The following is a 24,807-nucleotide window of genomic DNA, read 5'->3' as shown; positions in this document are numbered from 1 at the left end:
GCACTTTTAAGCTTTTTTGCTTTTTGGCATTGAAGCGCAGAGGTAATCTTAACGAAAAGACTGAGAACAGTCAATGTAAAGAACATACATTGAAGGAATTTCCATAAAAAGTTCATAAGTATAGACGAGAAATAAAAAAAGTGCTGGCAATTATGCCAACACATTAGACTTGTTCTTAACCCAACTCACTACAATTTTAATTGCCAGTGTTTTTAGGTGTTCTCTGTTCTGATGAAACGTAATTTAACGGGTAAGACTGACTCCCTAGCAACATCCTATGACCCTGAAACTCATCATATAGATTTATACGAACGCTGCCTCCCCTTAATATTTTGTGGAAGTTACTATTAAATGAGGTTGAGTATGATTTATTCTTACCCATTGGCAAATCAGACCCCAGCTGCAAAGTCTTCTCCATGGATTGTCCGTAAGGGTCAATAATTTCTAAGACTAGCTTATGCTCATAGGCACCTGCTTCAAAAGCGTCTTTTTCGAATAAGCTATAATTCATAACAATATCTAATGTACCTTTCTCTTCAGTAATCGTACCCACTGCATTTGCAACCGAAAGGTTGTAAGGGAATAGATCGACACTTGTTAGATTATTCTGTGAGATTGCTGTCATAGGGGTAAGTGCTAATTTAACACTATTGATAAATCCAGTGGATGTTCCCCCTAAATCTGTAAGCTTACCGTCAGCAACCCCTTCCCCAATATAAAGCACAAGCTCAGACGTATTCACCCCTTGCGGAAGTTTACTCCAGATTGTAACCAGGTTTTTACCATTTGGGCTTGTTGGAGTTGTCGATTGGCTAACCACCGCCTTGAAAAATTGGTTGTCAGGTGTTTTGTAATAAGCCACAAGCTGTGCCTGTTTCGACTGACGTGGTTCTTCGTTAATCATTTCCAGTTCCGTATAGATCAAGCTAGAACTGTTTTCATTATAAGTGGTTGTCCAACGCTCGCGAACTTTTGCTTTTCTGCCTAACGAGCTCATTTGGTAAGATTCACCAGCAGCAATCGTATTGATCACATTATTTAGCGAATTTGTATTCATAGAGAGAAACTTCGTGATTTCATCACCAGAGGTATCTTGTAACACTATCTTTAGCTGATTGAAACTATAAGTATATGGAACTCTCGCTATCACATAGATCTCTGTCGCTTCATTGGGAGCAAGCATCAATTGCGTATTTGTGGTCACGATCTGGGCTGTACTGCTAAGATCACTCATTCCTGCTTTAACTATAGCTTTTAAAGAAGGTAGCTGTACTGAGGTTAAGCCGGTGTTACGGATGCTGATAGTAGTTACGATTTGATCACCATCATCCCAAGGCAAACGCTGATAGGATCCAAGTTTCACCATGAATTTCCCGTAGCTATTCTCGACCGAATACCCTTGTCCTATCAGATTATTGTTTTCTAGAGCATAAGGTATGTTATACAGCGCAGTTGGGAAAATAACTTTGTCGTCAACAGCAGGTTCCGTCCACTCTAGCTTTAACGTACCTTGATTAAGTATTAATGGCACATCCGCCCTGAGACTGACGATCTTCTCTTCAAGCGGTTTCAATGTTAAATTGGCAAGTGCTTTTGAGTCTACTGGAATACTAAGTCCTTCAGCTGCTTTAACCGTAAGCTCGTATGCAGGTAGAGTGATAGGTTTATTCCCAAGATTCTTAAGTCGGAATTGAAGATTCCATTTCGCGGAGTCATTCTCCGAATATACGGAAGCACTCTTCAATTGCGTTTCAACTGTATTATTCTTTACAGAAATCTTCTTAACAGCATAATTAGCCACAGCAAAGTCGACAGTTGTTAATGCAGGAAGCTTAAACGATTTAACAGGTAGCATTATTTTCAAAGTTTCATCTTCTTGCGCAAATTGCAATATCATATGTTCAGTCTTCATATAGGAAGGGACTTCTGTTAAATAGTAAACCGTCTTCTTCTCTTGGGACTGTACATTGATACTGCTTCTCGCATCCTCCTGCTTAAGTTCGAACACCGAGCCACCGGCTGATTTCAGGTAAGCAATATAAGTGGAGCCGCTTAGCAATTTTTTACCCAAATTCGTGAAACTAACGCCTACTCTCATATATACTTTTCCATTCCTTTTAAGCCTTTGTAGACTTTCCGCTTTGATGTTTACTAGCAGATTATCCATCGTGAGCTTCCTGCTCTGGCCTTGTGGAACGACAACTGAATAACTTGCCGGAATAGCGAATTCACCTAGCTTTTTCTGATAATCCTGGCTACTGAAATCCCACTTCAATAGGGACACTTTGGTGCCGTTTAATTTTGTAGACTCTCCAATATTCACGTAGTAAGTTACAATTTGACTACTCATTGAAGGAATATTTTTTTTAGTAACATCTCTCGTGACAGGTTTACCTTGTATGACTGTCCCCCCAGTTGTAGTAACCCTTGAGAAATAATCTACGTGAGCTACACTATTGGTACTACTATTGCTATAACTAAGTGTGTATATAAGTATATTACCGCTCGGTTGCTCTAAAATATCCATATCTATTAGCTTCACGTTGACATTGTTTTTTAAAGCGATCGACCCAAGTTTGTCAAGAGTGAATACCGCTGCAGTTGAAGCACTTGTCGGTGCTGCGTAAATGCTGTTTGCAAGAGGTTGGCTTAACATCATTGCGCTGAGCAGAACTACAGCATATGTCTTTAGTGATTTGTGCATGAGTCCCCCCTCCTTATACAAAATCCTGTTTAATACATCTATTCATTTAGAACGATTGTTACTCGATTCTGGATCAGCTTTGCAACAGCTTCCGCAGATTTTTGTCCACTGAAGAATGATGAGGACTCCTCTCCAATAATAGAAAGCACTTTAGTATCCAGTTCCGCATATTGATCTACCGTATGAATGATTTCTTTAAACTTAGTAAATTCTTCATCAGAAACCTTAGCTACTTTTCCGGTTGGAAGCTTATATGCACCACTTTTCATCTTTTCCTGAATATCGTTTAAATTCTTATCGTTCACGGATTGGAGCAAAGAAAATCCTTCTCTATCTTGCAAGGACTGTGCTTCTTCAGATAACAAGAAGGTCATAAACTTATAAGCTTCTTTTTTCACCGGAGTATTGGCTTGTATGGCGAGCGATGATGAAGGAATGATTCTCATACCACCAGTCTGACCTGCATGTGGCTTTTGAAGGTACACCGGATTTTCAAAGTAAGAATATGGACCATCGATAAAGTCTGTTGGTGACCATATAACGATGGAGTTAAAAAGCTGATTACCTATCTCCGCTGGCTCCGAAGTCATAACTTGTTCTTTATACATTTTCTTGACTTGTTCCAACAACTCCACAAAATCAGGCGAGTCGAACTTCGCTTGTTTCGCTTCACTATCAACAAACAAATTATAATTATCAATAGCCATTTCTTGGAGTGTCATTTCCGCTGGGTACTCCGTTAGGGCATAAAGTTTGTTTTTAGCGTCCTTCCCAGTCAGTTGTATAATTTCCTTCGATTGCTCCCCAAACTCTTTCCAAGTCCAATTCTTATCGTCAATCTTCACATTTGAGTTCTTAATCATATTTCCATCACCTATGAACGCTCTAAAAGCGAACCCGGTAGGAATGAAGTATAGACCGTCGCTCACCTTCATTGCGTCCAACACATTCATTTCTAAATCGCTCTTATTTACCGTTTTATCGTGTTCAAATATATCATTCATGTTCACAAGCAACTTTTTACTCACATAATCATTGATTGAAAAGGCGCTTACATCAAAAATATCTGCACCTTTTCCAGAGAGTAGGGCTGTATTTGTTGTTTTTTTATATTCTACATAACCATTCTCCCCCCACTCGTTTCCCTCTTCTTTATATGCCTTAATTTGTAGGTCGATATCCGGGTATTTCGCTTCAAACTTTTTCTCTAGCGCCTGATAGAATGCACTCGATTCTGCTAGAGATAGAGTTAAGATTGTCTTCCCCTCTTCAGTTGTCGTTTTCCCCTTACTTTCCACTTTCTCATTACCTCCGGAATTACATGCCGTTGTCATTATCAAAGCACCCATTAATAGTACAAAAATAGATCTTTTAATCATTTGATTTCCTCCTCCTATTTTCTCGTTTATTTGATTTCTTATTGCAGTCGAACTCGGTTCCCGTCTTCAAGAGGTTCATTACTTTCCAGAATAATTGAATCCTCCTCATAGAGAATATCCGATTGAATCATCGTTTCTTTCTCGTTCTTTTCACTAGAGTGAATACGGACTTTTTGAGCGACAAAAACATTGCCTAATGCCCCCCGCTGCTCGTCAACTTTATAGACAAACAAACCTTCGCGATCCTCATGAATAGCTTCATTGGAAAGGAGTAATCCTTCTTGGAGTGAATGTTTTTCGATTTTGATCCGAGCCTGTTCACCTCCTTTAAGTTCTGGATCAACGACTTTTATTCTCAGATTCTTTTGAGGAATGGTTTGAATCTTCCCGGACTCATTACTAGAGGGGCTATCAGTACGTGACTCTGAATTCGCAACTTCTTCAATGGAGCCGTTTAGGGTCCGGGCTTCTTGTCCATGATTCATATCAACCTCAACCTCTATCTTTTCTCCAGCAGAAATCCCTAAATTGGACAAATGCACGGAATCCATAATAATATCCAATCTGTAACCCCGACTACTGTTGGATACAATTACATCCGGTTCTCCCATTGGAGCTAACCCTTCGACGGCATTTAGTTTTGAAATCAGACCATCGAAAGGAGAAAATAGTTGTTTTTCAGTTGTTAGACGATTTTTTAGCCCACTAATCTTATTTTCCTGAGCTAAGATATCTAATTTACCTTTTTCGATATCACGTCTTGCATTTCTGATTTTGAATTCATCCTCCTCCAGCGCGGATTGGATGTACTGATCTTGCCTATTCTGTTGATCAATTTTCTGCTTTTCTAAATTCGTTATTTCATCTTTCAATTCTTGCTCAGCCGTTTTGCTCTCATAGATAATAAGTTTTTGTCCCTTTTTTACACGTTGTCCTTCTTTCACTAGAATTTGTTCGACCTTTAGTCCGGAAGTACTCGAAAGTTTAACTTCAGCAAGTGGCTGCAATATCCCACTACCTTCAATCGTAAATAAAAGATTTCCCTTTGTTGGTTTTTCGGTTCTAACTTTCGGCAAGGTCAAAGTTTGTATCGTGTTACTGAACAATGTAAAAAACAACAATAATCCCATAAAAACCATGAAGACGACTTGAATATTTCGTTTACGTCTACGATCAGCCGGCTCTATACCTAACTCCATATCCCGTCATTCTCCTCCAATCAACCTTTGATACCAGACAATTGAACGCCTTCAATAAAATACGATTCCGCATACAGAAACAGCATCACCATCGGAGCCATATAAAGTATGGATGCAGCAAAAGCAATGCCTCGCTCGCCTTCATTGATCCTCGATAAAAAGACTGACAATGGCTGTTTAAACGGATCATCAAGAAAAATAAGCGGCTGCTCCACCATATTCCAATAATCCACGAACAATAATATGACTAGTGCTGCCAGACCAGGTTTAATCATCGGAATTATAATCTTGTAGAAAATCAGAAAATGTCCAGCACCATCCATTTTGCTTGCTTCGATATACGCATACGGTATATCTAGCATGAACTGTCTGAGCATAAACACACCAAAAGCTGCAAAAATTCCAGGCAATATAATTGCATATGAACTATTTAATATTCCTAGCCTATCCGCCATAATATAGTTCGGTACTAGCGTCACTTGGAAAGGCATAAGCATCGTTAGGACATAAATAAGAAACAAAGGATCTCGTCCCCGGAATTTCAGCTTCGAGAATGCATAGGCAGCGAGTGCTGCTACTAATGTTTGTCCTGCAATGATGGGCACAACCATGAATACTGAGTTCCAGAACATCGTCAGATATTTAGGGTTGTCTAGGAGAACCTTAGTATACTGGTCCAAGGACACTTGATCCGGCAGCAATTTTAAATTTACAAAAGGATCTTCTCTCCCTTCAATCACCTCATTCATCTGCCCGATAGGTCCATAATTGATCTCAATTTCTTTCTCTGTCATAAGCGAATTTGTGAATGTGATCACAATCGGGAATAATAACAAGACTGCAATAACAGCCATGACGAGTGTTAATGCCCCTTTTCGCAACACTTTGACAACTGGCACAACCTTTTCACCCCTATTCCATGAATTGTCTATGCCTCCGTTCAAATGCAAACAATCCCAACACAATCAATAAAATACAACCAAACATCAAGGTCGCCGCGGCAGTCAGCTTCTGAACATCGAGCGACATGAACATATTGTTCATATAATGCTGCAGCATGTATATGCTGTCGTGCGGATAATCACCAGCGATTAAATACGTTTCTCGAAACACTTTGAATGAATTAATAATCGACATGATGATCACAAAAAACATCGAAGAGGTTAGATAGACAAGCGTAATACTGCGAAACTGCCGTAATCGTCCAGCACCTTCAATTTGAGCCGTTTCATAATAATCCTTTGGAATTTGCTGCAATCCCGCCAAGAATAAAATCACGTTATAACCGATGTTCTTCCATAAATAAACAACAATGATTACATTTCTAGCTGCATCCGTCTTCATCCAATCCACACGATCGATACCGAAGTTGTTCAGCCAGGCGTTAAGCGAGCCATTCCAATCGAAGAGCATCTGCCAGATCAGAATGATGGAGGCGACAGGTACGACAAGCGGCAACACGTATCCAGTCCTCAGCCAATTCCGAAAATATGTATTTTTATTCAATAACATCGCTAATCCTAACGAGAGCACAAGCATTAGTGGAACACTTATCACGCTAAAATAAAATGTATTAGATGCTGCTTTACGGAAAGAATCGCTATCTAGCAGCTCTCGGTAATTATCAAACCCTACAAAATGGCCCTCTATCGTGCTGTCCATAAAAGAATAGAATACTCCCATAACAAACGGTATAAGGTAAAACATCGCGAATCCGATACCGCTTGGTGCCAGGAACATTATTGCCGCTGAGACATCCTTTCGGAGCCATTTCTTCATAATTGGGTTTATCATTCTTTCAGTAACCTCCTTCCTGTACTTAGAATAGGTAAAACTTTTTAAAAAGAAGTACGGTATATATTAAGTATTTCTTAAATTTCAAAGAATGAATTCTCTGAGAACACAAAAAAACCGTTGATGAAATATCAACGGTTAATCGAGTACAGCTCCACAGCCTGCGTATCCATAATTGGATTTATATATCTCTCTAACGTAATCGTTAATGGCTGAGGATAGTTCTTCGCATCCGTGCCAAAATTATATCCAAACTCGTTCACGGCTGAGCCATCCTTAGAAGTCGTATAGCTGCTGAAGCTACTTGTGGAAGGTGCTTTATTATATACCTTCCCTTTTGCGTCAGTAAAAGTCTCAGCAAGTCTAGTAGAGCCTTCTAAATATTGAGCATTCTCAATATTACGAATTAGGAGGATTTCTCCTTCCTCTACGTTATTCTCTTGCTTTGGCGTGACTAACTCAAGTCCAGTTCCGGGCGCTTCAATAAGCTGATATTTGTTAAGATCCACGACAATTTTCATTTGATCCTTTTCGACTGCCGAAATTCCGAATGCTTTCAACGTCACAGAATCCGGCTGCTGGCTGCCCTTACTATTCTTGAACACTAACGTGAACTTGGAGTTGTCCGAGTAGACTTCGGAATTGTCAGAATTGATGATATCGGGGTAATACAACTTCTCAACTGTGTCCCCTTTTTTACTAATCAGTACTGGATTAATTAATTGAAAAATCTGTTTATCATTATTCTGATTATATTCCAGATCCACATAGGTGCTAAGCGGAGTATACTGCACTTGATTCACTCTAATCTTTTGCCCGTCCACTGTCAGTGTTCCGTCTGTATCCAGCATTCGTTCCTGTGCTTTAAGCATGTCAGGATCAAGCTCGAAAGCAACATCTAGGCTAGTCCGATACTTATTACTACTGGATAGGAGAGCCTTATCTGAAGTTTCGGTAAGAATTATATTATAGTTTACTTTCTTTGGATATTTTACCAATGGTGAAAGTTTAGTGGAGTATATAAAATCCATAGACTGCCCAGGTTGAATTCGGCTCTCACTAGCGAGCATACTTAATGATGCGCCTTTGTGAAGAGGCGACTCCTGTATCCCTTCAAATTTAAGCTCAAAATCCGCGTGTATAACTACTTCGTCCGTATTGTTCTGAACACTGTATAAAACATAAACCTTCCGTCCATCTGTAACGGCACCTGTCACATCTATCCGGTAACCCTTGTTTTCCGCACTTTGACCGACCGGCACAACGAGATTCTGCTCAAGGGCACTGGCTAATGCAGGCTCTAACCTTGAGAACGAGCGATAAGCTTTGAAATTATCCGTGTTTTTAGTGCTTGCTGATTGTACTGAAGGTTGTGCCACTCCCTTATTCGGTAATCCGATTGTTGAGTATGTAAACAGTAACGCAACCGCTGCAGCTGCAACCACGCCCATACCTGTAGTATAGATGCGTCGTTTTTCTCGCTTCTTCCCTTCCACAATTCCCTTTTTCATAGCGTTGTAGATTTTCATCTCCTGTATTGTTTCGACATTCTGTTGCATATCATCGATGTTCTTACGTAGAATACGTTCTTCTTTTTCTGTCATTCCATTCACCTCCAATATTGCTATAGATAACTTCGAAGCTGTTTGAGTCCTTCGCGCAGCCAAGTCTTAATCGTACCTTCTGGCCTTTTTAGTACTTTGGCAATTTCAACAGTGGTCATGTCATGGTAGTATTTCAGCGTTACGACATGCCGGTATTTAGGTTTTATCCGATTCATCGCACGCTCCAGGTCAATTCGGTCATTACTCTTCATTTCCTGTGCCGCTTCCTCCACCAGCTTCTCCGCTACAATCACACGCTTTTTGCGCCGTAGCTCATCCATGCAACAATTGATCGTTATTCGGATCAGCCAAGGTGTTAAGGACTGTTCATCCTTTAATTTTTTACGTTTCATCCATGCCCTGCATGACGCTTCTTGGATCACCTCCAGCGTGTCTGCCTCTGTTCGTAAATAACTGTAGGCAATAGCGTACATTTTTCGATGCTCCACATACAATCGACTAAAAAAAGCTTCTTCATCCATTTGCGCAAAATCTACCATTCTGACTTCATCCATTGTGTTTTCCACCTTCCACCACCCCCTCTATCTTCTATCAGGAAGATGCATCCACCTCATATATCTATAAGTAAGACGGAGTTGAACGTAAAAACGATTGATTTTTTTCAAATTCATTTCATATGTAGTAAAATAGTAACGTTAAGTACAACCTTTAGAGCATTTTGTGAAAAGAGGTGGATCAGTGCTAAAAGCTGACAGACAGGCGTATATCCTAAAAAAAGTAGAGACCGAAGGCCGCGTCGTTGTCCAAGAATTAACACAGGAATTAAATGTAACAGAAGATACCATACGAAAAGATTTACAAAGCTTGTCGAAGCTGGGACTTCTCAAACGAATTCATGGTGGTGCTCACAGCCTTATTAATGACATGAAAGATTTCAATTCACGTGTAGAATTTAATAGCCAGACCAAAGCTGACTTAGCTAAACGAGCTTGCACACTTATTGAGAATGCAAAGGTTATTTTTATTGATGGAGGGTCCACAAATTTAAAAGTAGCCGAGAACATCCCTGAGCATTTTGATGGAAGAATTATTACCAACTCCCCCTCTATTGCATTATCGCTGTGCCGATTGTCCAAAGCTAGTGTAACCTTGTTAGGTGGCGACCTCGATAAAAAGAACCAAGTGTTATTCGGAGCCGCAACGCTTAGAGCGATACAGCAAATCCATTTGGATCTAACAATCCTTGGCGTATCCACGCTGGATTCAAAGGTGGGCATAACTGTTCCCTCTTATGAGGAATCCATCATTAAGAATCAACTTTTTGAACAATCTTCCATGGTTATCGCCATAGCTACGAAAGAAAAGCTGGAGAAAATATCCACTTTTTTTGTAGCCAAGGTATCCGCGTTAGACTATTTAATCACTGAAGGTACAGTAGACAATAAAATTGTTGATACATATAACAAACTCGGCGTTAACGTAATTACAGTATAGATACTTTCTAAATTTGTACAAAAAAAGATGAACACCTTTGAAGCTTGTGCTCATCTTTCATTTAAAAAGTTCTCAATAGCCTCATAGGAATCTTGATTATGTTGCTTATTACTGATCGTTTTCGAAGTAATCTCAATAAATTTAGCGTTTGGGATATATTCTGAGAGTAATCTCCCGTAGGTGTATGGATGAATAGGGTCAAGTTGACTAGCAAGGATCAATGTGGGCAGCTTTAAGTTCTTCCAAGCCTCACGATCATGATTAGGACAATCCATTGGCAGCTTCACAAACTTCATCGAGGTTTCTTTTACATAAGGATATTTAAACTGCCCTAATAGGGATTCACCCGCATAAGTAGATAATGAATTTATGGATTTATAGACCTCTGAATTTTCGTATCTATTTTGGGCAGTCAGAGGATCTGTATCTTGCAGTACCTCATGAACTTTGGCGTAGGCTTCACGAATCAACGTCTCTTGCGGCTTATCCTTCCAGGCTGGACGTGACAAAATAAGCTTCTTAACGCTATCCGGGTACCTCAATGCCAAATGAAGCGACACCCCAGCACCTGTGGAAATCCCCCCAATATTGAATTGACTGATATGAAGGTATTCCGCTAAAGCCATCACATCTTCGGCGAATTGTTTAAAAGAAAAATCATCCGCATGGCCGAACGCCACAGTCTTTCCATGACCTCGAAAATCTAGTGAAACCCTTCGGATGTGATTTGATTGCTTCATTAAACCGAAAGTTTGATTAACGTCACCGCCCAGACCATGAAGAAAAATAAAAGGCTCTCCATCCCCTCCATCATCTTCATAATAAAATCGAATGTGCTCGTAGGTAAAGTACGGCATATTCTCCCCTCCTTTACAAAGGACCAGAAACGTCACTTAGATAAATCGTATTTCCGGTCTTCACCGATTCTTCAACAGCGAGCATCGCTCTCATCGTAGCAATCCCATCTTCAATCGTTGCACCTACACCTGGCTTATTATGCAGAATTGAATCTGCAAAACCTTCAATCTGCAATCTATAAAAATGACCATCTGCTCCAAGCGGTCTATGGTAGCTGTTATCACTAGCTTTGAAAATTTCTACATCGCTTGATTTTAATGTCCACGGGTTGTATGTCTTTCCTACTACTGATCCGAATTCACCATAAATTTGGAATCCTTCATGCCAATCCATCCGAACCGCAATGGTCAAATCCAATTGAGCTACAAAGCCGCTTTCAAACTCCGCAGTAATAAACCAACAATAGGCACCGAACTTTTGCGTATTCCATGCTTTCACACTTACAATATTTCCACCTAGATATCTTGCGGTATCGAACAAATGGCTTCCATGACCTAAAATATAATAGCGTTCCTTGTTCGCTTTTGGATCTCCAGCAGGTCTCTTTATATTTTTACCGGATATAATCACTGGCTGAACATTCTCGGTAACGGTATACCGATAGGTGGAATCACAATACCAAGCTTTTAGGCCAATAATCTCACCCATTTCATGATCTACAAACTCTTTAGCTGCTACTATACCGGGGTCAAATCTCTTCATATTCCCCACTTGCACTTTGAGATCGGTACGATCCACTAGCTCTTTTAATTCTTCCACTTCTTCGATGGATACACCTAGAGGCTTTTCTACCAAGACATGTTTACCTGCACGCACCGCTTGTTTAGCTGCCTCCACATGAAATTGATCGGCAATCCCAATAACTACAGCATGTACGCTAGGGTCCGACAGCATTTGATCATAATCCATATATACCTTGTCAGGTTCATAGATAGCATTCATTCTTCGAAGTAAGTATTCGTCTACATCGCATATTGCGTAAAGGTGAGCATTACGTGAACGCCTTATAGAGTCAAAATGCGCCGCTTGTGAAATCTGACCGCAACCTAATACGCCGATGTTCAACAATTGGTTTTCCTTTTTCATATTCATGTCCTCCTATTCTAGTTAAAGAAATTCAAAGCAAGTGCTACATCGTCCTCAGCTAACCCATGCATAATAACAGGACCGTCATAAACCTTACTTAATTCATTTAGATATTCCTTTAAGGGCAAGTTTCCTTTTCCTACCGGTGCAAAAGTGATCTTCTCTTCGGATACAAAAGCATCTTTGCAATGCGCAATGGCAATGTGCTTCTTCAGCGCTGTTAGCGTTTTTGAAATCTTACCTAAGAGGTCCTTATGATCCTGTGGGGTTACTAGATTTGCTGCATCATACAAAACCTTAAGATAGGGTGTGTCTAGATCTTGTAATAGTCTCAAAGCATCTTCTGCCGTATTCACCACATTGGCTTGTTCAGGTTCAAATATTAACGTTACTTGGTTGTCTTCTGCAATTTTCAGCATCCACGCAAGACTTTCATGCAATAGTGACCATGCCCTCACTGTATGATTGTCAGGATGAGAACTCCAGAAATCTTCTTGGTTCAAACTACCCGTAGAAATCGAAACATACGGAACAGCTAATGCAGCTGCAGCCACAACTACATTTTTAAAACACTGCTGATTTTTAACTTTCTTCTCCTCATTTAGCTCTAACGTATTAAACGTTCCTGAGATCACAGCAATGCTAACTCCACTGTTCATTACTGCTTCTCTGATTTGATGGATGGTCTCCTGACTAATCTTTTTAGGCAAGCTTTCCAGTCCTACATTAGCAAAATTGAATTGAACGCTACTCATGCCTTGCGCTTTGATTTTGTGTAAGGCGCTCTCCAGTTCATAGTTCAAGTATACTTTTGAGAAAATTCCTAACTTCACAAGTTACACCTCCTTTATCTATTTTCAACTTCATCATACACGTAATTTCGATTATAAACAATAAAATTCAATTACAAAAAAAGAACTAATAATCTGCAAAAAATATAAAAAAGCGCTGGCAATAATGCCAACACTTTAGAATCAATTATCGATTTCGATTAATCATGTAATTCAATAAATGCTTCAGAAAAGCAATATTACGAGGGATCTCCTTTAACGCTTCCATAGCGAGACAGTAGTGTTCCCACATCTCTTTTCTTGCGCCGTCAGCACCAAGGATAGATACAAACGTTGAATTGTTATTCTCCACATCCTGACCTATCGGCTTACCTAGTAAATGATGATCTCCTTCCAAATCGAGCAAATCATCTTTAATCTGAAAGGCAATCCCCGCATGATAGGCAAATTTTTTCAAAGCCAGAACTTCAGTTTTCTTAACCTGAGCCAGAATCGCTGGCATCACTAGTGAAGCTTCAAATGCAATTCCGGTCTTATAAAAGCAAATCATATTTAATTGCTCTAGCGTCAATGCTTTTCCCTTAGAATTCAGATCCATTGCCTGACCCATACATGTATCTTCTGCTTTTTGGGCTGAATATTGCATCAAGGCTAGCACCGCTTTTGCATCAAAAGAATGAAGTGACGCCTGTTCCTCGATCGACTTCTGAATCAGAAATAGTCCGGTTAATTCCGCCGTTGAACTAGTATACATTTCGTGTAGAGTTGCACGACCTCTTCGGGTTGAAGCATTATCCTGTGATGGAAGATCATCGAAGATTAGAGAAGCGGTATGCATATATTCCAAAGATCTTAGAAGCGGCACAATTGCGGATGCATCTAGACCATATTCGTTAACACCCATGACCCAAGTCAATATAGGTCTTATCCGCTTGCCGTCGCCTGCTAGACTATAATTAGCCGCATCAATAAGCAACTCTTTCATTTCTGGCGTCCCGTCTGGCTTGGCTATCAACAATTGTTTATTGATTTGATCGCGAACCTTTTGGATCGTATCTCGAAATTCCACTTTTTCCTTCTTGCTGTTTTTTAGATTCAAAAGCAACTGATCCCGAAGCAGTTTATCGAAAAAATCCACATCGTCCGCTTTCTGCACCATCTGCTGGACAAGCCGATTAAATGCTGGTTGACCAGAAGCAAAAATCTCCATGATCTCTTTATACTTCTCATTTCCTACACGTTCTTTACATCGCTTGAGTCCATTAATGGCGCGATCTAATATTACTTCACGGGTTTTAGGATCAGAGCGATACACAGTGTGTATTAAATGGGAAATGACCGTCCAGTATAATTCAAAAGGATTGATCAGATCTGTACGTTGACTACGGTATTTTAAATAATAAGTATAGGGGGTTACCGCTCCCGCTTTCATATCGTCAAACATATCCGCATAATCATCAGCCAGCTGATTATATAACCCATAGAAAAAGGTATGTTGATCAAATCCATCATCTGCTGGAGCACTAATTACGGATCGGACAATTAAACGGGAAGAAGAGGATTTTAAAATGATGGGTATGAAAAGCTCTTCATTGCTGTATTCAGAGTTAGAAAGATCCTTCATACGATCCAATTCCTGAGAATGGAAAAATACAAAAGACTGCTCGAAAAATGCATCCTGCATTTCTTCCCGCTGATACCCTCTAATATACTCAAAAGCCTCCTTGAGCTCCGAATGTACAAATCGAATGAACGGCATGTTCTCTCCAGACCATTCACCCAATTCCGGTACAACTCTATTAAGGATCGCAGTGCGTATCATATGAGAATACTGTTCTTTCTCTTGGTCGGTTAAGACACTGGAATCAAGGAGATCATCAATGAATGGATAAGTTAGGCCATATGAATAACCAAGTCTAATGGCTTCACCAATCCTCTTGGATCGCTCCACAGGTGGTACGTCATCGTCCATCTCTTCCATCACATGGAGAATCACCCCAATAATGATCTTGATTAATTTACGCTGTGCTTGCTCGGGATTCATTTCCTTCGGAAGATGTGCTGATACCCGCTTAAGTTTGTCTATCACCCAAATCGTGGCCGTTTCAACGCCTTCCTTCTGAGCCCAACGGTAAATCCCGGTGAAATTCATGAAATCTGACTGATCCTCCGAACTTGTGGAGCCTGGAAGAATCATCTGATTTCTAATATCGGCAACCATACGCTTAATCCGGAGCTGTGTATTCGGCGAATCCAAAGCTTGCCCCAGATCTCTCATATAAAGATAGGAAACACTTCGATCCAAATAATCATCCAATTTACCGGTCTGATTCAGCCATCCTAGATATCTATGATAATCCTGAGAATCAGGTTTCCTCTTGCCTCTTGATAAAAAGGACAACCATGAACGGCGATGAATATGGTTCTTCTTCCACAATTGAAAATCTTCAATCAAGGTAGACACATAAGTTTTTTCTTTGAATTGTTCACGAAGAGATGCAAAATACTGAGCTGCCTTCTGCTCAGCGATCGAATATCCTGTATCGGCGTAATCTGTAAATTTTTCATTCATAGGTGATGACCTCAACTTCTCTTTTTGTTAACATGACCCATTAGGGAAGAACAGAATTTCTTCCTGAATGAAATGTTCATCAGTTAATACGGTCAAAACTCTTTTGGGTTACGAAAAAGAAGCTTGACTAATCAAGCTTCTTTCAAAATAACTATACACAAATTATTCTATTTAGATTAATCTGCATTATGCTACTTTACTTGGATCTTTAGCGAGAGCGTCGATCCTAATTCCTTTTGTATATATGCTAAATCTGTTATCTGCTCGATATGATAAACGCCGCCTGGAAATGAAGAATCATAGAGGAGCTTTGATACTGCTGCTGTCACTATTGCAGTGATGATGGATTGATTCTTTCCTTGCAATATTAAATCAGCATGCATTGGCTTCCCCTCTCGATTTCTTCCACGAGCCTCAACCTTGATAGCGAACTGGTCGCTCCCAATATGCAGCCGCTCCATAGCACTAACCATCCACCTGTTCACCCAGCTTGTCTTTAACAAACGAACGGCTCCTGTTTTTTTGGCTATAGCCAGCATTTTAGTAACGAAAACTGAGTCCAGACAAAATCGTGTGGAGATGGACGATGCTTTGAGCGTTCGGGCAAGCGTCTGTTGATCTGAGAATGGGAAACGATAGGCATGGCGATTCCCTAAATCGTCACCAAAGTGATATGACTTTCTATCGGTGAAGCTCTCTACCTCTACCTGACGATTCTTCTGCTTAAATTCAAACTTTTCTCCTAAACTATTCACTGTCCATTCGATCGCCGCCTTACCATGAGAATCACCAAGTCCGAGCATAATCGCGATTTCGATGTCCTCCGTCTGTTCTATCAATCTTTCCGCTTCAAGAGCCATTAGATTGGTTATGCCGGGTGCAAGCCCTACACTAAGAACGGCACTAGATCCATGTCGTGCAGCCTCTTCGTATAACGCCTCAATTTGAGATAAAAACGGACCACTCGCTGATACATCCACATAATACGTACCGCTACGAAAGCAGGCTTTTACAAAATCCGTATTCGTTTGATCCAAACACATAATGATTAGCTTCACTTGATCTAGTAAATGTGGAGGTATCGGCTTATTAATATCTAACTGTAACGGCTTGATCCTGCCGTGGGTATATTGACTGAACCGCTCTGCTTTTTCAAGACTTCTCCCTGCAGCAAATACTTTCCCTGGATACTTCTTCTCTAATATTTCGCATATGGTACGCCCTACATGTCCATAACCACCAACGACAACAATATCTTCTTTTCCCTGCATTTTTATCACCGCATCCTATATAATAGAGTTGATTAAGAATCATTCTCAATTATACGGACTTCGCTTCCGTTCACTATCCCACAAATGTGGGAGTTGATATAATCCATTAAGGACTAGAGGGCTACTCAATGAATACCAATAAACAATTCATTCTAATAAAGAAACAAATCGTTAAACTAGGTATGGTTACTGATTCATCTCACAACTACCGTACTTCCTTGCTGACTCTTTTACGTGAAGCAGTTCCCTTTGATGCTGCCTGCTGTACTCATGTTGATCCACAGACATTGCTTTCGACAGGTGCGGTTACTGAAGACAATGTAGAATCCATTCATCCCCACTTGTTCCAGATCGAATACGGTCAGGATGATGTTAACACCTATGAGCAAATGGTTCAAAGCAAGCTCCTCGTCGCTACAATATATGAGGCGACCAAGCAGAAACCCGAGCGGTGTACACGCTATCGAAAGGTATTGTCTCCTGCAGGTTTTGGGGATGAACTACGTGCAGTCCTTATTCTTGGCGAATCTTGTTGGGGATATTTGACGCTGTACAGGAATACAGATCAATCGAAATTCTCACAAGAGGAATGTGATTGGATCACCTCGCTCATCCCTCTGATTGCAGCTAGAATGCGGGCTTTCAGTCTTGAGCTTCCAGAGAAAGATGAGACTTGGCTTGAAGATCATTACGGTTCCGGCATTGCAGTTTTATCTGATGACTTGGCTCTTCTCTCTTCCAATCCCACAGCGGATCGCTGGTTAGGCAAACTCCGCTCATTGGAAATGATTGAGGCTCATGTTCTACCTCGTCCCATCCGTGCTGTAAGCACGCAAGCGTTAAACAGCCCTTCCGAATCTATGGGGATAGCGAAGGCATGCATTCGTATGACTGAGGGGCCCTATTTAGTCGTTCGGGCAAGTCTTCTTAAGGCTTCCAACGGTCAGAACCAAATTGCCATTTCATTCGAACCCGCGCGTCCTGCTGACATGCTCCCCATCATTGCTGAAGCTTATGGTTTGACGGAACGTGAGCAACAGCTATTACACGGAGTAATTCGAGGATTATCCACTAAAGAATTGGCTTCTGCACTGCATATTTCTGCATACACCGTCCAGGATCATTTAAAGTCCATTTTTAGCAAAGCAAATGTCAGCAGCCGTAGAGAACTTATTTGGTATTTGCATTCACGCTACAATATTGCTCAAGCTTGAGTAATCCGAGATAAAGGATATACAAGTTGTATGTCCTTCTCTGTAATTAGTCCTTCATATAACGAATGATTATGGTCTGCACCTACAATACACAAGATTCTTTTCTCTGAGTGGCCTTTTATGGCATTTTTGATTCGTTGAATCATTATAAGATGTCTACACAACCACCTGAACTGATGCGCTTGAGGATTGATTCGTTCTAACCATTCATACTTCTGTCTTGTAATAGTGTCATATTCTAATGAATTAAAGGGAATTGCACTTGAATCCACTGTTGAAAGCTGTCTTTGAAACCATTGCTCTAACTCATATTCCAATTCTTTTCTCTGATCTTCTTTATAGCTATTAAAAGGATCAAAATCTGTCCAAACATCCAATTCAACCCAATCAATAGGGACAAATTCATAATTCTCTTCTTTACACAAAGGAAAAATGAGATCCCAATATTCACTTGCAGGTTCTCCCCAATATCCACGGTAATTACTGTCCTTCTTATAATGTTCCCAACTACTAGGAAGGACTTCTCCACAAATAATATCTGGATTAAACTCTAAAATTAAATCCTTTATGAACTCTAAAGAAAAATGATATTTTTGCCTAAGTTCATCATCGTGAACCACTCCCAAAATACCTACAATTGACACGAAAAATCCTCCTACCTTCAATTAATTCTAATATCATCTAATTTTACAATCGTCAAATTTGATAATATTACAATAGGAATATAATGTAAATAATTATTTAAAAAAATAGACTGAGCACCTATGAATAGAGGGCTCAATCTGTTTAAATGTAACATTTCACTAGTGCATTCGTTAATATTGCAAAGCAGCCATCCTTTAATGCGAAGCCGTATACTCTCCCAATTCAGAAGCCGGATCAAACTTTTCCTTACTCATCACAAATGCAGCCAGTAGAGCTATAACAGACGGAATAATTGCCCATGCAAAAGTGTGAACAAGCGATGAGGATAATCCCTCTGTAATCTTATCAAGAACTTCCGTAGGGATTTTCTCACGAGTATCCGGAGTCAAAATAGTACTTGGATCGCTTAAATTTACCCCTATAGGTGTTGCACCACTGCTACTGAACATGGATGCTAATTTATTCGAAAACACATGACTTTGGATAATACCGAATACTGTTATGCCGAGTGTCATTCCCAGCTCCCTTGTAAAACTAAGTGTCGAACTTGCGGACCCACGCTGCCTTGCTGTAAATCCATGAATGGCTGCGTTACTTAGAACAGAGAATGAAGAACCTATTCCAAGACCTACTAGAAACATAAATATGGTGACCATGAACCGTGAAGAATCTGGTGTTAATGTGGTTAGCAAGGCGATACCTAAAACAAGCAGTATTAACGTCGATATCATGATGGCGCGATAATTGAACTTCGAGAGCAGGAATCCGCCCCCCGCTGCAGTGATAACGGAGCCGAGCATCATAGGAAGTAGAACAAGACCCGAATTCGTTGCTGAGCCGCCAAGCACCCCTTGAATGTAGATTGGAATGTACACCGAGGCTGTAATAAATGCTGCTCCACTAAATATAGCCATAACATTACTCGTAGAATAAAGACGATTCTTGAACATGCCGAAAGTAATGATGGGTTCTTCTGCACGACGTTCGATAAAAATAAATCCCACGATAAACACTACAAAAGCTAAGAACAATCCTAAAATCATAGCAGAGTCCCAAGCATATTTTTTACCACCCAGCTCAATCGCAAACATGAGACATAGGATGGAAGCTACAAGTGTAAACGCACCTAGGTAATCGATCTTTTCCTTGGAATGCTCAACAGACTCTTTGTAGAAGAAAGCAATCAAAAAGAAGGCAATAACACCTATAGGTAAGTTGATGTAAAAGACCCAAGACCAATGAATGTAATCCGCTATGTAAGCGCCAATAAGGGGTCCGAAAATACTTGATATACCATAAGCTGCTCCGAATAATCCACCGATCTTCCCCCGTTTTTCCGGAGCAACCACATCGAACATGATGGTGAACGCAATTGGAACCAGTGCCCCTCCACCAATACCCTGAATCGCACGATAAATACTCAGCTGAACTATAGAGTTTGCGGTACCACATAAAGCAGATCCGATCATAAATACAATAATTCCGAAAATAAAGAAACGCTTGCGGCCATACATATCCGATAATTTTCCGAAAATCGGCATTCCTGCCATCTCAGCTATCATATAAGCAGAAGTCACCCACATCAGTTTGTCAAAACCGCCAAGTTCCCCTACGATTGTTCCCATTGCAGTTGCTAATATAGTGTTATCCATGGATGCCATAAGTGTGGCCAGTAATAGAGCCGCTATAATAATCCCTACATTATTTTTCTTCTCCAAGTTCTTTACCATTCTCTTTTGTTCCCTCCACTTTTCCTTAATTTCGAATTTAATCTTATCGTTATAAGATCGCACACCAACCTCTCTCTAAACTTCTTGATGCATTACCTTTTGCAAAACTTTAATAATTCCGATAAAATGAATTCAATTAATCGCACGTTTATCGAGTATCTTAATTGTCAAATATCTCGATTATCAAGATATAAATATTTTAAAAGGAGGGCTCTCTTTTGTCAAGAGATCGACACAATCAAGTGAAAAATCAGCAGGAAGACTTCACCTTGCGTATGCGGGGCCTAGGAAGTCGAACGATACTATATCAGCAAAATGTGGCAGCATCACTTGGGTTATATAATAATGATTATCTATCCATAGATATCCTCCATGAAAGAGGTCCCATCACCGCTGGTGAACTGTCCAAGCTAACCGGACTCGCTACAGGCAGTGTTACGGCATTAATTGATCGACTTGAAAATAACGGTTTTGTTCGCAGACAAAATGACCCCAGTGACCGTCGTAAGGTAATTATTGTCCCTTTGTATGAAAATAATGAGGTCGGGAATGCCTACCTTCCCCTGCATGCCGAGATGCTTAAATTAGCTTCCACCTACTCGGATGAAGAGCTTGAACTTATTACACAATTTGTTGGCATAGCAAGTGCGGTTCTGGAAGAGCAGATTCATCGTCTAAGCTCCGCAACAAACAATAATTCTTCCTCTTAAGCCTTAATTATTCATCAAAAAAGGACAATACCCATTGTCTAATTACAATGGGTATTGTCCTTTTTTTCTCACATTATTCGAATGTTACTTCGTATCTATGGAAATAGATAGCTTTCCATTGGATTCAATTAAAGAAATTTTGGCATTATCCGTCTGCCATACCCTACGAAAGTTTGTACCTTCGCCTTCTTTTTCTATATCTGCTGTGTTACCTTCACTCTTAGTCGTAAGCTCTCCAAGCTGTTGCGTTATCTCTTGCGTTAATTTTTCCTTGGTAGCTTCTTCAAAATGAATCGTCTCTCCAATCACTTTTCCAGTGTGATCATAGGAGACCTGAAGATTTGCTTCGTGATTCACAATCTTCTCGTTATATTCGCGGGATAAAAGAGTAGAATTCGTACCTTCATTACGATTAGGTGCGCCTTTGCCGAGAGCTTGGACAACTTGAGCATCCTCTTTTCCAATCAAAGTGGCAAGTTCCTCAAGGCTAAATCTTTCCTCAGCTCCACTTGGCACAACCGTTGGAGGTGGTAGCTGGGATTTATCTGCTACTGGTCTTGAGCATGCACTAAGTGCAAGGACCGTAAGCAGTAGCAAACAAGTTTGTTTTAATATCTTCATGGGTTTCATTCCCTTCATTGCTAGCTCTTGATGTATTTTTCACAATTTATTGAATGATTATGTATTGCTGGAGCCAAATTCGTCCAAAAAAGACGATATCCCATGAAGTCAAATGACTTTGAGATACCGTCCTACATCATGAATCTTGCAATTAAAGGGAAGCTGAGGATTGGCTGACCCAAGCCACTAATTGAGCCGTATCCACTGTATCCCCTTTTCGTAGTTTCAGTGTTTTTCTCTCCGGAGGGCCCTCGAACATTCCTTCTGGAAACTCAAGCTCATTCGTATTAAAAATAACAAAGCTTACCGCATCTTTTGAAGTTGAAATAGCTGCTGCGTACTTACCATTTTTCAAAAAATGAGGCTTCTTATACTGAATTCGTTCCTGTACATCTGGGATTGCTTGGTGAATAGCCTCTCGAAGATTTGTAGATAACTCCACCTGCCATGGTTCTTTTAATGCTTCAATAAAATCGATGACTTCTTGATTCATATTTTATCTCTCCTTTATGTACGTACCGGTTTAAAATACTATTGAATTAACTACGATGTTCCTAAGTTACACGCTGCCGCCCGATTCAGCAAAAGAATCCTTTCACGTTCATTCTCGGTTAAGGATGCGGCACGTTCGAACTCTGTACGCGCCTCATCATATCGCCCCAGCTTCAGCAGAAGATCACCACGAACGCTGGGCAGCAGATGATATTCCCTCATGGATGGTTCAGTATTCAGCTCATCCACTATTTGCAGTCCAAAGGTTGGGCCAAACGCCATGGATATGGCGACCGCTCGGTTTAATTCGACGATCGGGGAAGGCATGACTCTCGAAAGCGCTTCGTACAGTGCAGAAATACGGATCCAGTCTGTCTCTGCTGCAGTAGGCGCCTGTGCATGACAAGCAGAAATCGCAGCCTGAAGCGAGTAAGGTCCGGGCGGACGTCCAAGCTTTCGGCTACGCTCTAATGCAGTCAGGCCACGGCGGATCAGTAATTGATCCCACTGTGCCCGGTTTTGATCCATAAGTAGAATAGGCTCCCCTTTGCTATTAACCCTCGTCCTAAAACGCGAGGATTGAATCTCCATAAGGGCGACCAGTCCATGAACCTCAGGTTCATAAGGGGCAATCTCAGCTAGTACCCGTCCTAACCTCAGCGCCTCCTGGCATAACAGCGGACGGATCCAATCCACTCCAGAGGTTGCAGAATATCCTTCATTAAACATAAGGTAAAGGACTTCAAGCACCGTAGACAAACGGTCTTTAAGCTCTTCTTGAATGGGTACCTCAAAAGGAACCTTGTTAGCACTTAGGGTTCTCTTCGCCCGAACAATTCGCTGAGCAATCGTTGATTCGGCGACTAGAAAAGAACGTGCGATTTCATCTGTCGTCAATCCACATAATAGTCGAAGGGTCAGGGCTACTCTGGCATCTTGTGACAACACCGGATGACAGGTCATAAAGATCAGACGAAGGAGATCGTCACTGATCTCCTCATCTAACGCATCATCTATGTCTACCTCAGTGTATAAATCCATGCTATGTGCAACCTCTACGTATTTCTGATCTCGAAGCTTGGTCCTGCGAATAAGATCAATCGCACGCCGTTTCGCGGTGGTCATCAGCCAAGCACCTGGATGATCTGGAATCCCCGTCTCTGGCCATCGATTAAGGGCAATTACTAATGCGTCCTGAGCAAGATCTTCTGCGAGACCTACGTCCCGTACCATGCGTGCTAAACCCGCAATGATTTTTGCTGATTCCATTCGCCATATCGTATCAATCGTTCGATGCGTATGGGAGAAACTCACGTTTGCTTCTGCTCCTCAACCTGTTTACGAAGTGCTGCTTCTTTCGCCAATGTTTCGGGATCGTCCATTATTTCCTCCGGCTCGAATACCTGCCTTAGCTCAATCTCTCCTTGGCCAAATCCATGAGGGTCTGGCATACGTAAAGCCCATTCAATGGCTTCTTCTCTAGATTTGACCTCAATCAGCGTATATCCAGCGATCATTTCTTTAGCTTCTGTAAACGGACCATCCATAACTTTCGGTTTGCCGCCAGCTTCCGGATATGAAATTCGAATACCACTGGAACTCGGTTGCAATCCATCGCCAGCCAGCAACACACCTGCTTTCACCAATTCCTCATTATACTTCTGCATAGCATCAATCAGTTCTTGACTAGGCATAATTCCCGCCTCTGAATCTGTGGTAGCTTTAACAATCATCATAAATCTCATAGGTGTATCCCTCCTATTTTTAATTTCCCATAAAGAATGCAGTAAGCTCAGTTGAAATGATCCTTGTATTGAGTTTCTTCGTATGACCGAGCCCCTTTTTACTTAATAGTTTCGCATTAGGTAGTACTTTAGCTATTGCCTGAGCACCATGCCGTAAGCCAACAGGACTCTCCGTACCTTCGAGGACCAGCGTTGGAATGGTAACTGTGCTCCACAAGGTGGCAGGAAGCGGCTTTCCGTCCATATACCCATCCAATAAAACAGCATCATAGGGAAGAGTGTGCGCTACAGCCATTAGGTTAGACCATACACTTGGCATTAAGCGCATCAATTTAACTACAAAAGCAGGTGCTCCCATACCTTTAGTCATAAAATACTTAATTGCCTCAGATCGGCGATTTGTAGCAATAAGCTCAGTAACATTCATTACGAAATCTAGAGGCGGCTTGGGATCCGAAGCATTGACAACAAATGGAGGCTCATGTAGAGCTAATTTAGTAATATTTGCTCCATCCGCTGCTGCCTGTAGAGCAAGAACTGCTCCAGAAGACAATCCCCAGACATATGCCGATCCTCCGGCCGCATTAATTATAGCCTGCAGATCTTCGATCTCACGAGCTATTGCGTATGGCTGAGTGTCTCCGCTATCGCCACGACCTCGTCGATCGTAATTGAAGACTGTGAAATTCTCAGACAACAGATCAGCTAACTGTACTTGACTTGGGAATTTTCGGTAACTAAATGCACCTGTCACTAATATAAGTGCTGGCCCTTGACCCATTTTGTCATAGGCAATCTTAGTTCCATCCATTGAAGTTACTAAATGCATTTCATCTCTCCTTCGCTTTAACGTCTGATATCCGGACTTCTATTTAAACGACGAACGGAAGATGATGAAATCGACACATTACTAAAAATTTATTTCTTATGAGATAAA

The 24,807-nt window shown here is 40.9% G+C and carries 22 protein-coding genes; 3 read left to right on the top strand and 19 right to left on the bottom strand.

The genetic code is table 11. The annotated features are described in order from the left end of the window. Positions 1 to 196: 196 nt before the first annotated feature. From NSS87_RS14680 to NSS87_RS14650, 7 genes are all read right to left on the bottom strand, one after another. Positions 197 to 2,704, bottom strand: a complete 2,508-nt coding sequence (locus NSS87_RS14680; RefSeq protein WP_339248081.1) for a hypothetical protein — start codon at positions 2,702 to 2,704, stop codon at positions 197 to 199. A 38-nt stretch (positions 2,705 to 2,742) separates the two neighbouring features. Beyond that, complete coding sequence (locus NSS87_RS14675; RefSeq protein ID WP_339248078.1) at positions 2,743 to 4,083, bottom strand: ABC transporter substrate-binding protein; 1,341 nt, start codon at positions 4,081 to 4,083, stop codon at positions 2,743 to 2,745. Positions 4,084 to 4,121: 38 nt separating this feature from the next. After that, entirely contained in the window at positions 4,122 to 5,282 is a 1,161-nt protein-coding gene (locus NSS87_RS14670) for a biotin/lipoyl-binding protein (RefSeq protein ID WP_339248075.1), read from the bottom strand. Positions 5,283 to 5,302: 20 nt separating this feature from the next. Next, positions 5,303 to 6,181 carry a carbohydrate ABC transporter permease gene (locus NSS87_RS14665; protein ID WP_042188085.1) on the bottom strand — a complete coding sequence of 293 codons (879 nt, stop codon included), beginning with the start codon at positions 6,179 to 6,181 and terminating at the stop codon, positions 5,303 to 5,305. A gap of 13 nt (positions 6,182 to 6,194) precedes the next feature. Beyond that, positions 6,195 to 7,061 (bottom strand): sugar ABC transporter permease, encoded by an 867-nt coding sequence (locus tag NSS87_RS14660; RefSeq protein WP_042193877.1) that lies wholly within the window; start codon positions 7,059 to 7,061, stop codon positions 6,195 to 6,197. 146 nt (positions 7,062 to 7,207) lie between these two features. Beyond that, positions 7,208 to 8,680, bottom strand: a complete 1,473-nt coding sequence (locus tag NSS87_RS14655) for a DUF4179 domain-containing protein (RefSeq protein WP_339248072.1) — start codon at positions 8,678 to 8,680, stop codon at positions 7,208 to 7,210. 20 nt (positions 8,681 to 8,700) lie between these two features. Next, entirely contained in the window at positions 8,701 to 9,195 is a 495-nt protein-coding gene (locus tag NSS87_RS14650; protein ID WP_339248069.1) for an RNA polymerase sigma factor, read from the bottom strand. Positions 9,196 to 9,379: 184 nt separating this feature from the next. Here NSS87_RS14650 and NSS87_RS14645 point away from each other — a divergent pair, with 184 nt between their 5' ends. Then, entirely contained in the window at positions 9,380 to 10,135 is a 756-nt protein-coding gene (locus NSS87_RS14645; protein WP_042188080.1) for a DeoR/GlpR family DNA-binding transcription regulator, read from the top strand. A 50-nt stretch (positions 10,136 to 10,185) separates the two neighbouring features. Here the strand turns inward: NSS87_RS14645 and NSS87_RS14640 are convergent, their stop codons facing one another. The 5 genes from NSS87_RS14640 to NSS87_RS14620 form a co-directional block, all read right to left on the bottom strand. Beyond that, entirely contained in the window at positions 10,186 to 10,992 is an 807-nt protein-coding gene (locus NSS87_RS14640; protein ID WP_339248066.1) for an alpha/beta hydrolase, read from the bottom strand. 13 nt (positions 10,993 to 11,005) lie between these two features. Continuing rightward, complete coding sequence (locus NSS87_RS14635) at positions 11,006 to 12,079, bottom strand: Gfo/Idh/MocA family oxidoreductase (RefSeq protein WP_339248064.1); 1,074 nt, start codon at positions 12,077 to 12,079, stop codon at positions 11,006 to 11,008. Positions 12,080 to 12,096: 17 nt separating this feature from the next. Continuing rightward, entirely contained in the window at positions 12,097 to 12,912 is an 816-nt protein-coding gene (locus tag NSS87_RS14630; protein WP_339248061.1) for a sugar phosphate isomerase/epimerase, read from the bottom strand. Positions 12,913 to 13,057: 145 nt separating this feature from the next. After that, on the bottom strand, positions 13,058 to 15,442 hold the full coding sequence (locus NSS87_RS14625) for a polyprenyl synthetase family protein (protein ID WP_339248059.1): 2,385 nt from the start codon (positions 15,440 to 15,442) through the stop codon (positions 13,058 to 13,060). A gap of 191 nt (positions 15,443 to 15,633) precedes the next feature. Continuing rightward, positions 15,634 to 16,713, bottom strand: a complete 1,080-nt coding sequence (locus NSS87_RS14620) for a saccharopine dehydrogenase NADP-binding domain-containing protein (RefSeq protein ID WP_339248057.1) — start codon at positions 16,711 to 16,713, stop codon at positions 15,634 to 15,636. A 128-nt stretch (positions 16,714 to 16,841) separates the two neighbouring features. Between NSS87_RS14620 and NSS87_RS14615 the strand changes: the two genes are divergently transcribed. Continuing rightward, positions 16,842 to 17,927, top strand: a complete 1,086-nt coding sequence (locus NSS87_RS14615) for a helix-turn-helix transcriptional regulator (protein ID WP_339248055.1) — start codon at positions 16,842 to 16,844, stop codon at positions 17,925 to 17,927. On the opposite strand, the gene NSS87_RS14610 is transcribed toward NSS87_RS14615, so the two are convergent. After that, positions 17,918 to 18,571 (bottom strand): hypothetical protein, encoded by a 654-nt coding sequence (locus NSS87_RS14610; protein ID WP_339248053.1) that lies wholly within the window; start codon positions 18,569 to 18,571, stop codon positions 17,918 to 17,920. The two genes, NSS87_RS14615 and NSS87_RS14610, sit on opposite strands and share 10 nt — an antisense overlap. Positions 18,572 to 18,766: 195 nt before the next feature. Further along, positions 18,767 to 20,302, bottom strand: coding sequence for an MDR family MFS transporter (locus tag NSS87_RS14605; RefSeq protein WP_076285763.1), 1,536 nt, complete (start codon positions 20,300 to 20,302; stop codon positions 18,767 to 18,769). Between the two features lie 275 nt (positions 20,303 to 20,577). On the opposite strand from NSS87_RS14605, the gene NSS87_RS14600 reads away from it, so the two are divergent. Then, complete coding sequence (locus NSS87_RS14600) at positions 20,578 to 21,012, top strand: MarR family transcriptional regulator (RefSeq protein ID WP_339248575.1); 435 nt, start codon at positions 20,578 to 20,580, stop codon at positions 21,010 to 21,012. An 84-nt stretch (positions 21,013 to 21,096) separates the two neighbouring features. On the opposite strand, the gene NSS87_RS14595 is transcribed toward NSS87_RS14600, so the two are convergent. The 5 genes from NSS87_RS14595 to NSS87_RS14575 form a co-directional block, all read right to left on the bottom strand. Beyond that, entirely contained in the window at positions 21,097 to 21,633 is a 537-nt protein-coding gene (locus NSS87_RS14595; protein ID WP_339248051.1) for a hypothetical protein, read from the bottom strand. A gap of 151 nt (positions 21,634 to 21,784) precedes the next feature. Then, positions 21,785 to 22,126 (bottom strand): DUF1801 domain-containing protein, encoded by a 342-nt coding sequence (locus NSS87_RS14590; protein ID WP_076299006.1) that lies wholly within the window; start codon positions 22,124 to 22,126, stop codon positions 21,785 to 21,787. A 50-nt stretch (positions 22,127 to 22,176) separates the two neighbouring features. After that, the gene (locus NSS87_RS14585) at positions 22,177 to 23,439 is read right to left on the bottom strand and encodes an RNA polymerase sigma factor (RefSeq protein WP_339248048.1); all 1,263 of its coding nucleotides are present in this window, start codon (positions 23,437 to 23,439) and stop codon (positions 22,177 to 22,179) included. Next, positions 23,436 to 23,870, bottom strand: coding sequence for a YciI family protein (locus NSS87_RS14580; protein WP_339248046.1), 435 nt, complete (start codon positions 23,868 to 23,870; stop codon positions 23,436 to 23,438). Before NSS87_RS14580 ends, NSS87_RS14585 begins: the two co-directional genes overlap by 4 nt. Before the next feature lie 19 nt (positions 23,871 to 23,889). Then, positions 23,890 to 24,699 (bottom strand): alpha/beta hydrolase, encoded by an 810-nt coding sequence (locus tag NSS87_RS14575; RefSeq protein ID WP_339248043.1) that lies wholly within the window; start codon positions 24,697 to 24,699, stop codon positions 23,890 to 23,892. Between the last annotated feature and the right edge of the window lie 108 nt (positions 24,700 to 24,807).

This window comes from Paenibacillus sp. FSL F4-0243 (assembly GCF_037963295.1).
Taxonomy (GTDB): domain Bacteria; phylum Bacillota; class Bacilli; order Paenibacillales; family Paenibacillaceae; genus Paenibacillus_AQ.
This window is presented reverse-complemented; position numbering and strand designations above follow the sequence as displayed.

What these genes read in the sequence shown, in the direction of transcription:
- NSS87_RS14675 (WP_339248078.1), bottom strand. Translation starts at nt 4,083, where the DNA reads ATGATTAAAAGATCTATTTTTGTACTATTAATGGGTGCTTTGATAATG.
- NSS87_RS14615 (WP_339248055.1), top strand. Translation starts at nt 16,842, where the DNA reads ATGAATACCAATAAACAATTCATTCTAATAAAGAAACAAATCGTTAAA.
- NSS87_RS14655 (WP_339248072.1), bottom strand. Translation starts at nt 8,680, where the DNA reads ATGACAGAAAAAGAAGAACGTATTCTACGTAAGAACATCGATGATATG.
- NSS87_RS14650 (WP_339248069.1), bottom strand. Translation starts at nt 9,195, where the DNA reads ATGGATGAAGTCAGAATGGTAGATTTTGCGCAAATGGATGAAGAAGCT.
- NSS87_RS14620 (WP_339248057.1), bottom strand. Translation starts at nt 16,713, where the DNA reads ATGCAGGGAAAAGAAGATATTGTTGTCGTTGGTGGTTATGGACATGTA.
- NSS87_RS14640 (WP_339248066.1), bottom strand. Translation starts at nt 10,992, where the DNA reads ATGCCGTACTTTACCTACGAGCACATTCGATTTTATTATGAAGATGAT.
- NSS87_RS14600 (WP_339248575.1), top strand. Translation starts at nt 20,578, where the DNA reads ATGCGGGGCCTAGGAAGTCGAACGATACTATATCAGCAAAATGTGGCA.
- NSS87_RS14575 (WP_339248043.1), bottom strand. Translation starts at nt 24,699, where the DNA reads ATGCATTTAGTAACTTCAATGGATGGAACTAAGATTGCCTATGACAAA.
- NSS87_RS14590 (WP_076299006.1), bottom strand. Translation starts at nt 22,126, where the DNA reads ATGAATCAAGAAGTCATCGATTTTATTGAAGCATTAAAAGAACCATGG.
- NSS87_RS14595 (WP_339248051.1), bottom strand. Translation starts at nt 21,633, where the DNA reads ATGAAGATATTAAAACAAACTTGTTTGCTACTGCTTACGGTCCTTGCA.
- NSS87_RS14660 (WP_042193877.1), bottom strand. Translation starts at nt 7,061, where the DNA reads ATGAAGAAATGGCTCCGAAAGGATGTCTCAGCGGCAATAATGTTCCTG.
- NSS87_RS14605 (WP_076285763.1), bottom strand. Translation starts at nt 20,302, where the DNA reads ATGGTAAAGAACTTGGAGAAGAAAAATAATGTAGGGATTATTATAGCG.
- NSS87_RS14635 (WP_339248064.1), bottom strand. Translation starts at nt 12,079, where the DNA reads ATGAAAAAGGAAAACCAATTGTTGAACATCGGCGTATTAGGTTGCGGT.
- NSS87_RS14625 (WP_339248059.1), bottom strand. Translation starts at nt 15,442, where the DNA reads ATGAATGAAAAATTTACAGATTACGCCGATACAGGATATTCGATCGCT.
- NSS87_RS14580 (WP_339248046.1), bottom strand. Translation starts at nt 23,870, where the DNA reads ATGAGATTTATGATGATTGTTAAAGCTACCACAGATTCAGAGGCGGGA.
- NSS87_RS14670 (WP_339248075.1), bottom strand. Translation starts at nt 5,282, where the DNA reads ATGGAGTTAGGTATAGAGCCGGCTGATCGTAGACGTAAACGAAATATT.
- NSS87_RS14680 (WP_339248081.1), bottom strand. Translation starts at nt 2,704, where the DNA reads ATGCACAAATCACTAAAGACATATGCTGTAGTTCTGCTCAGCGCAATG.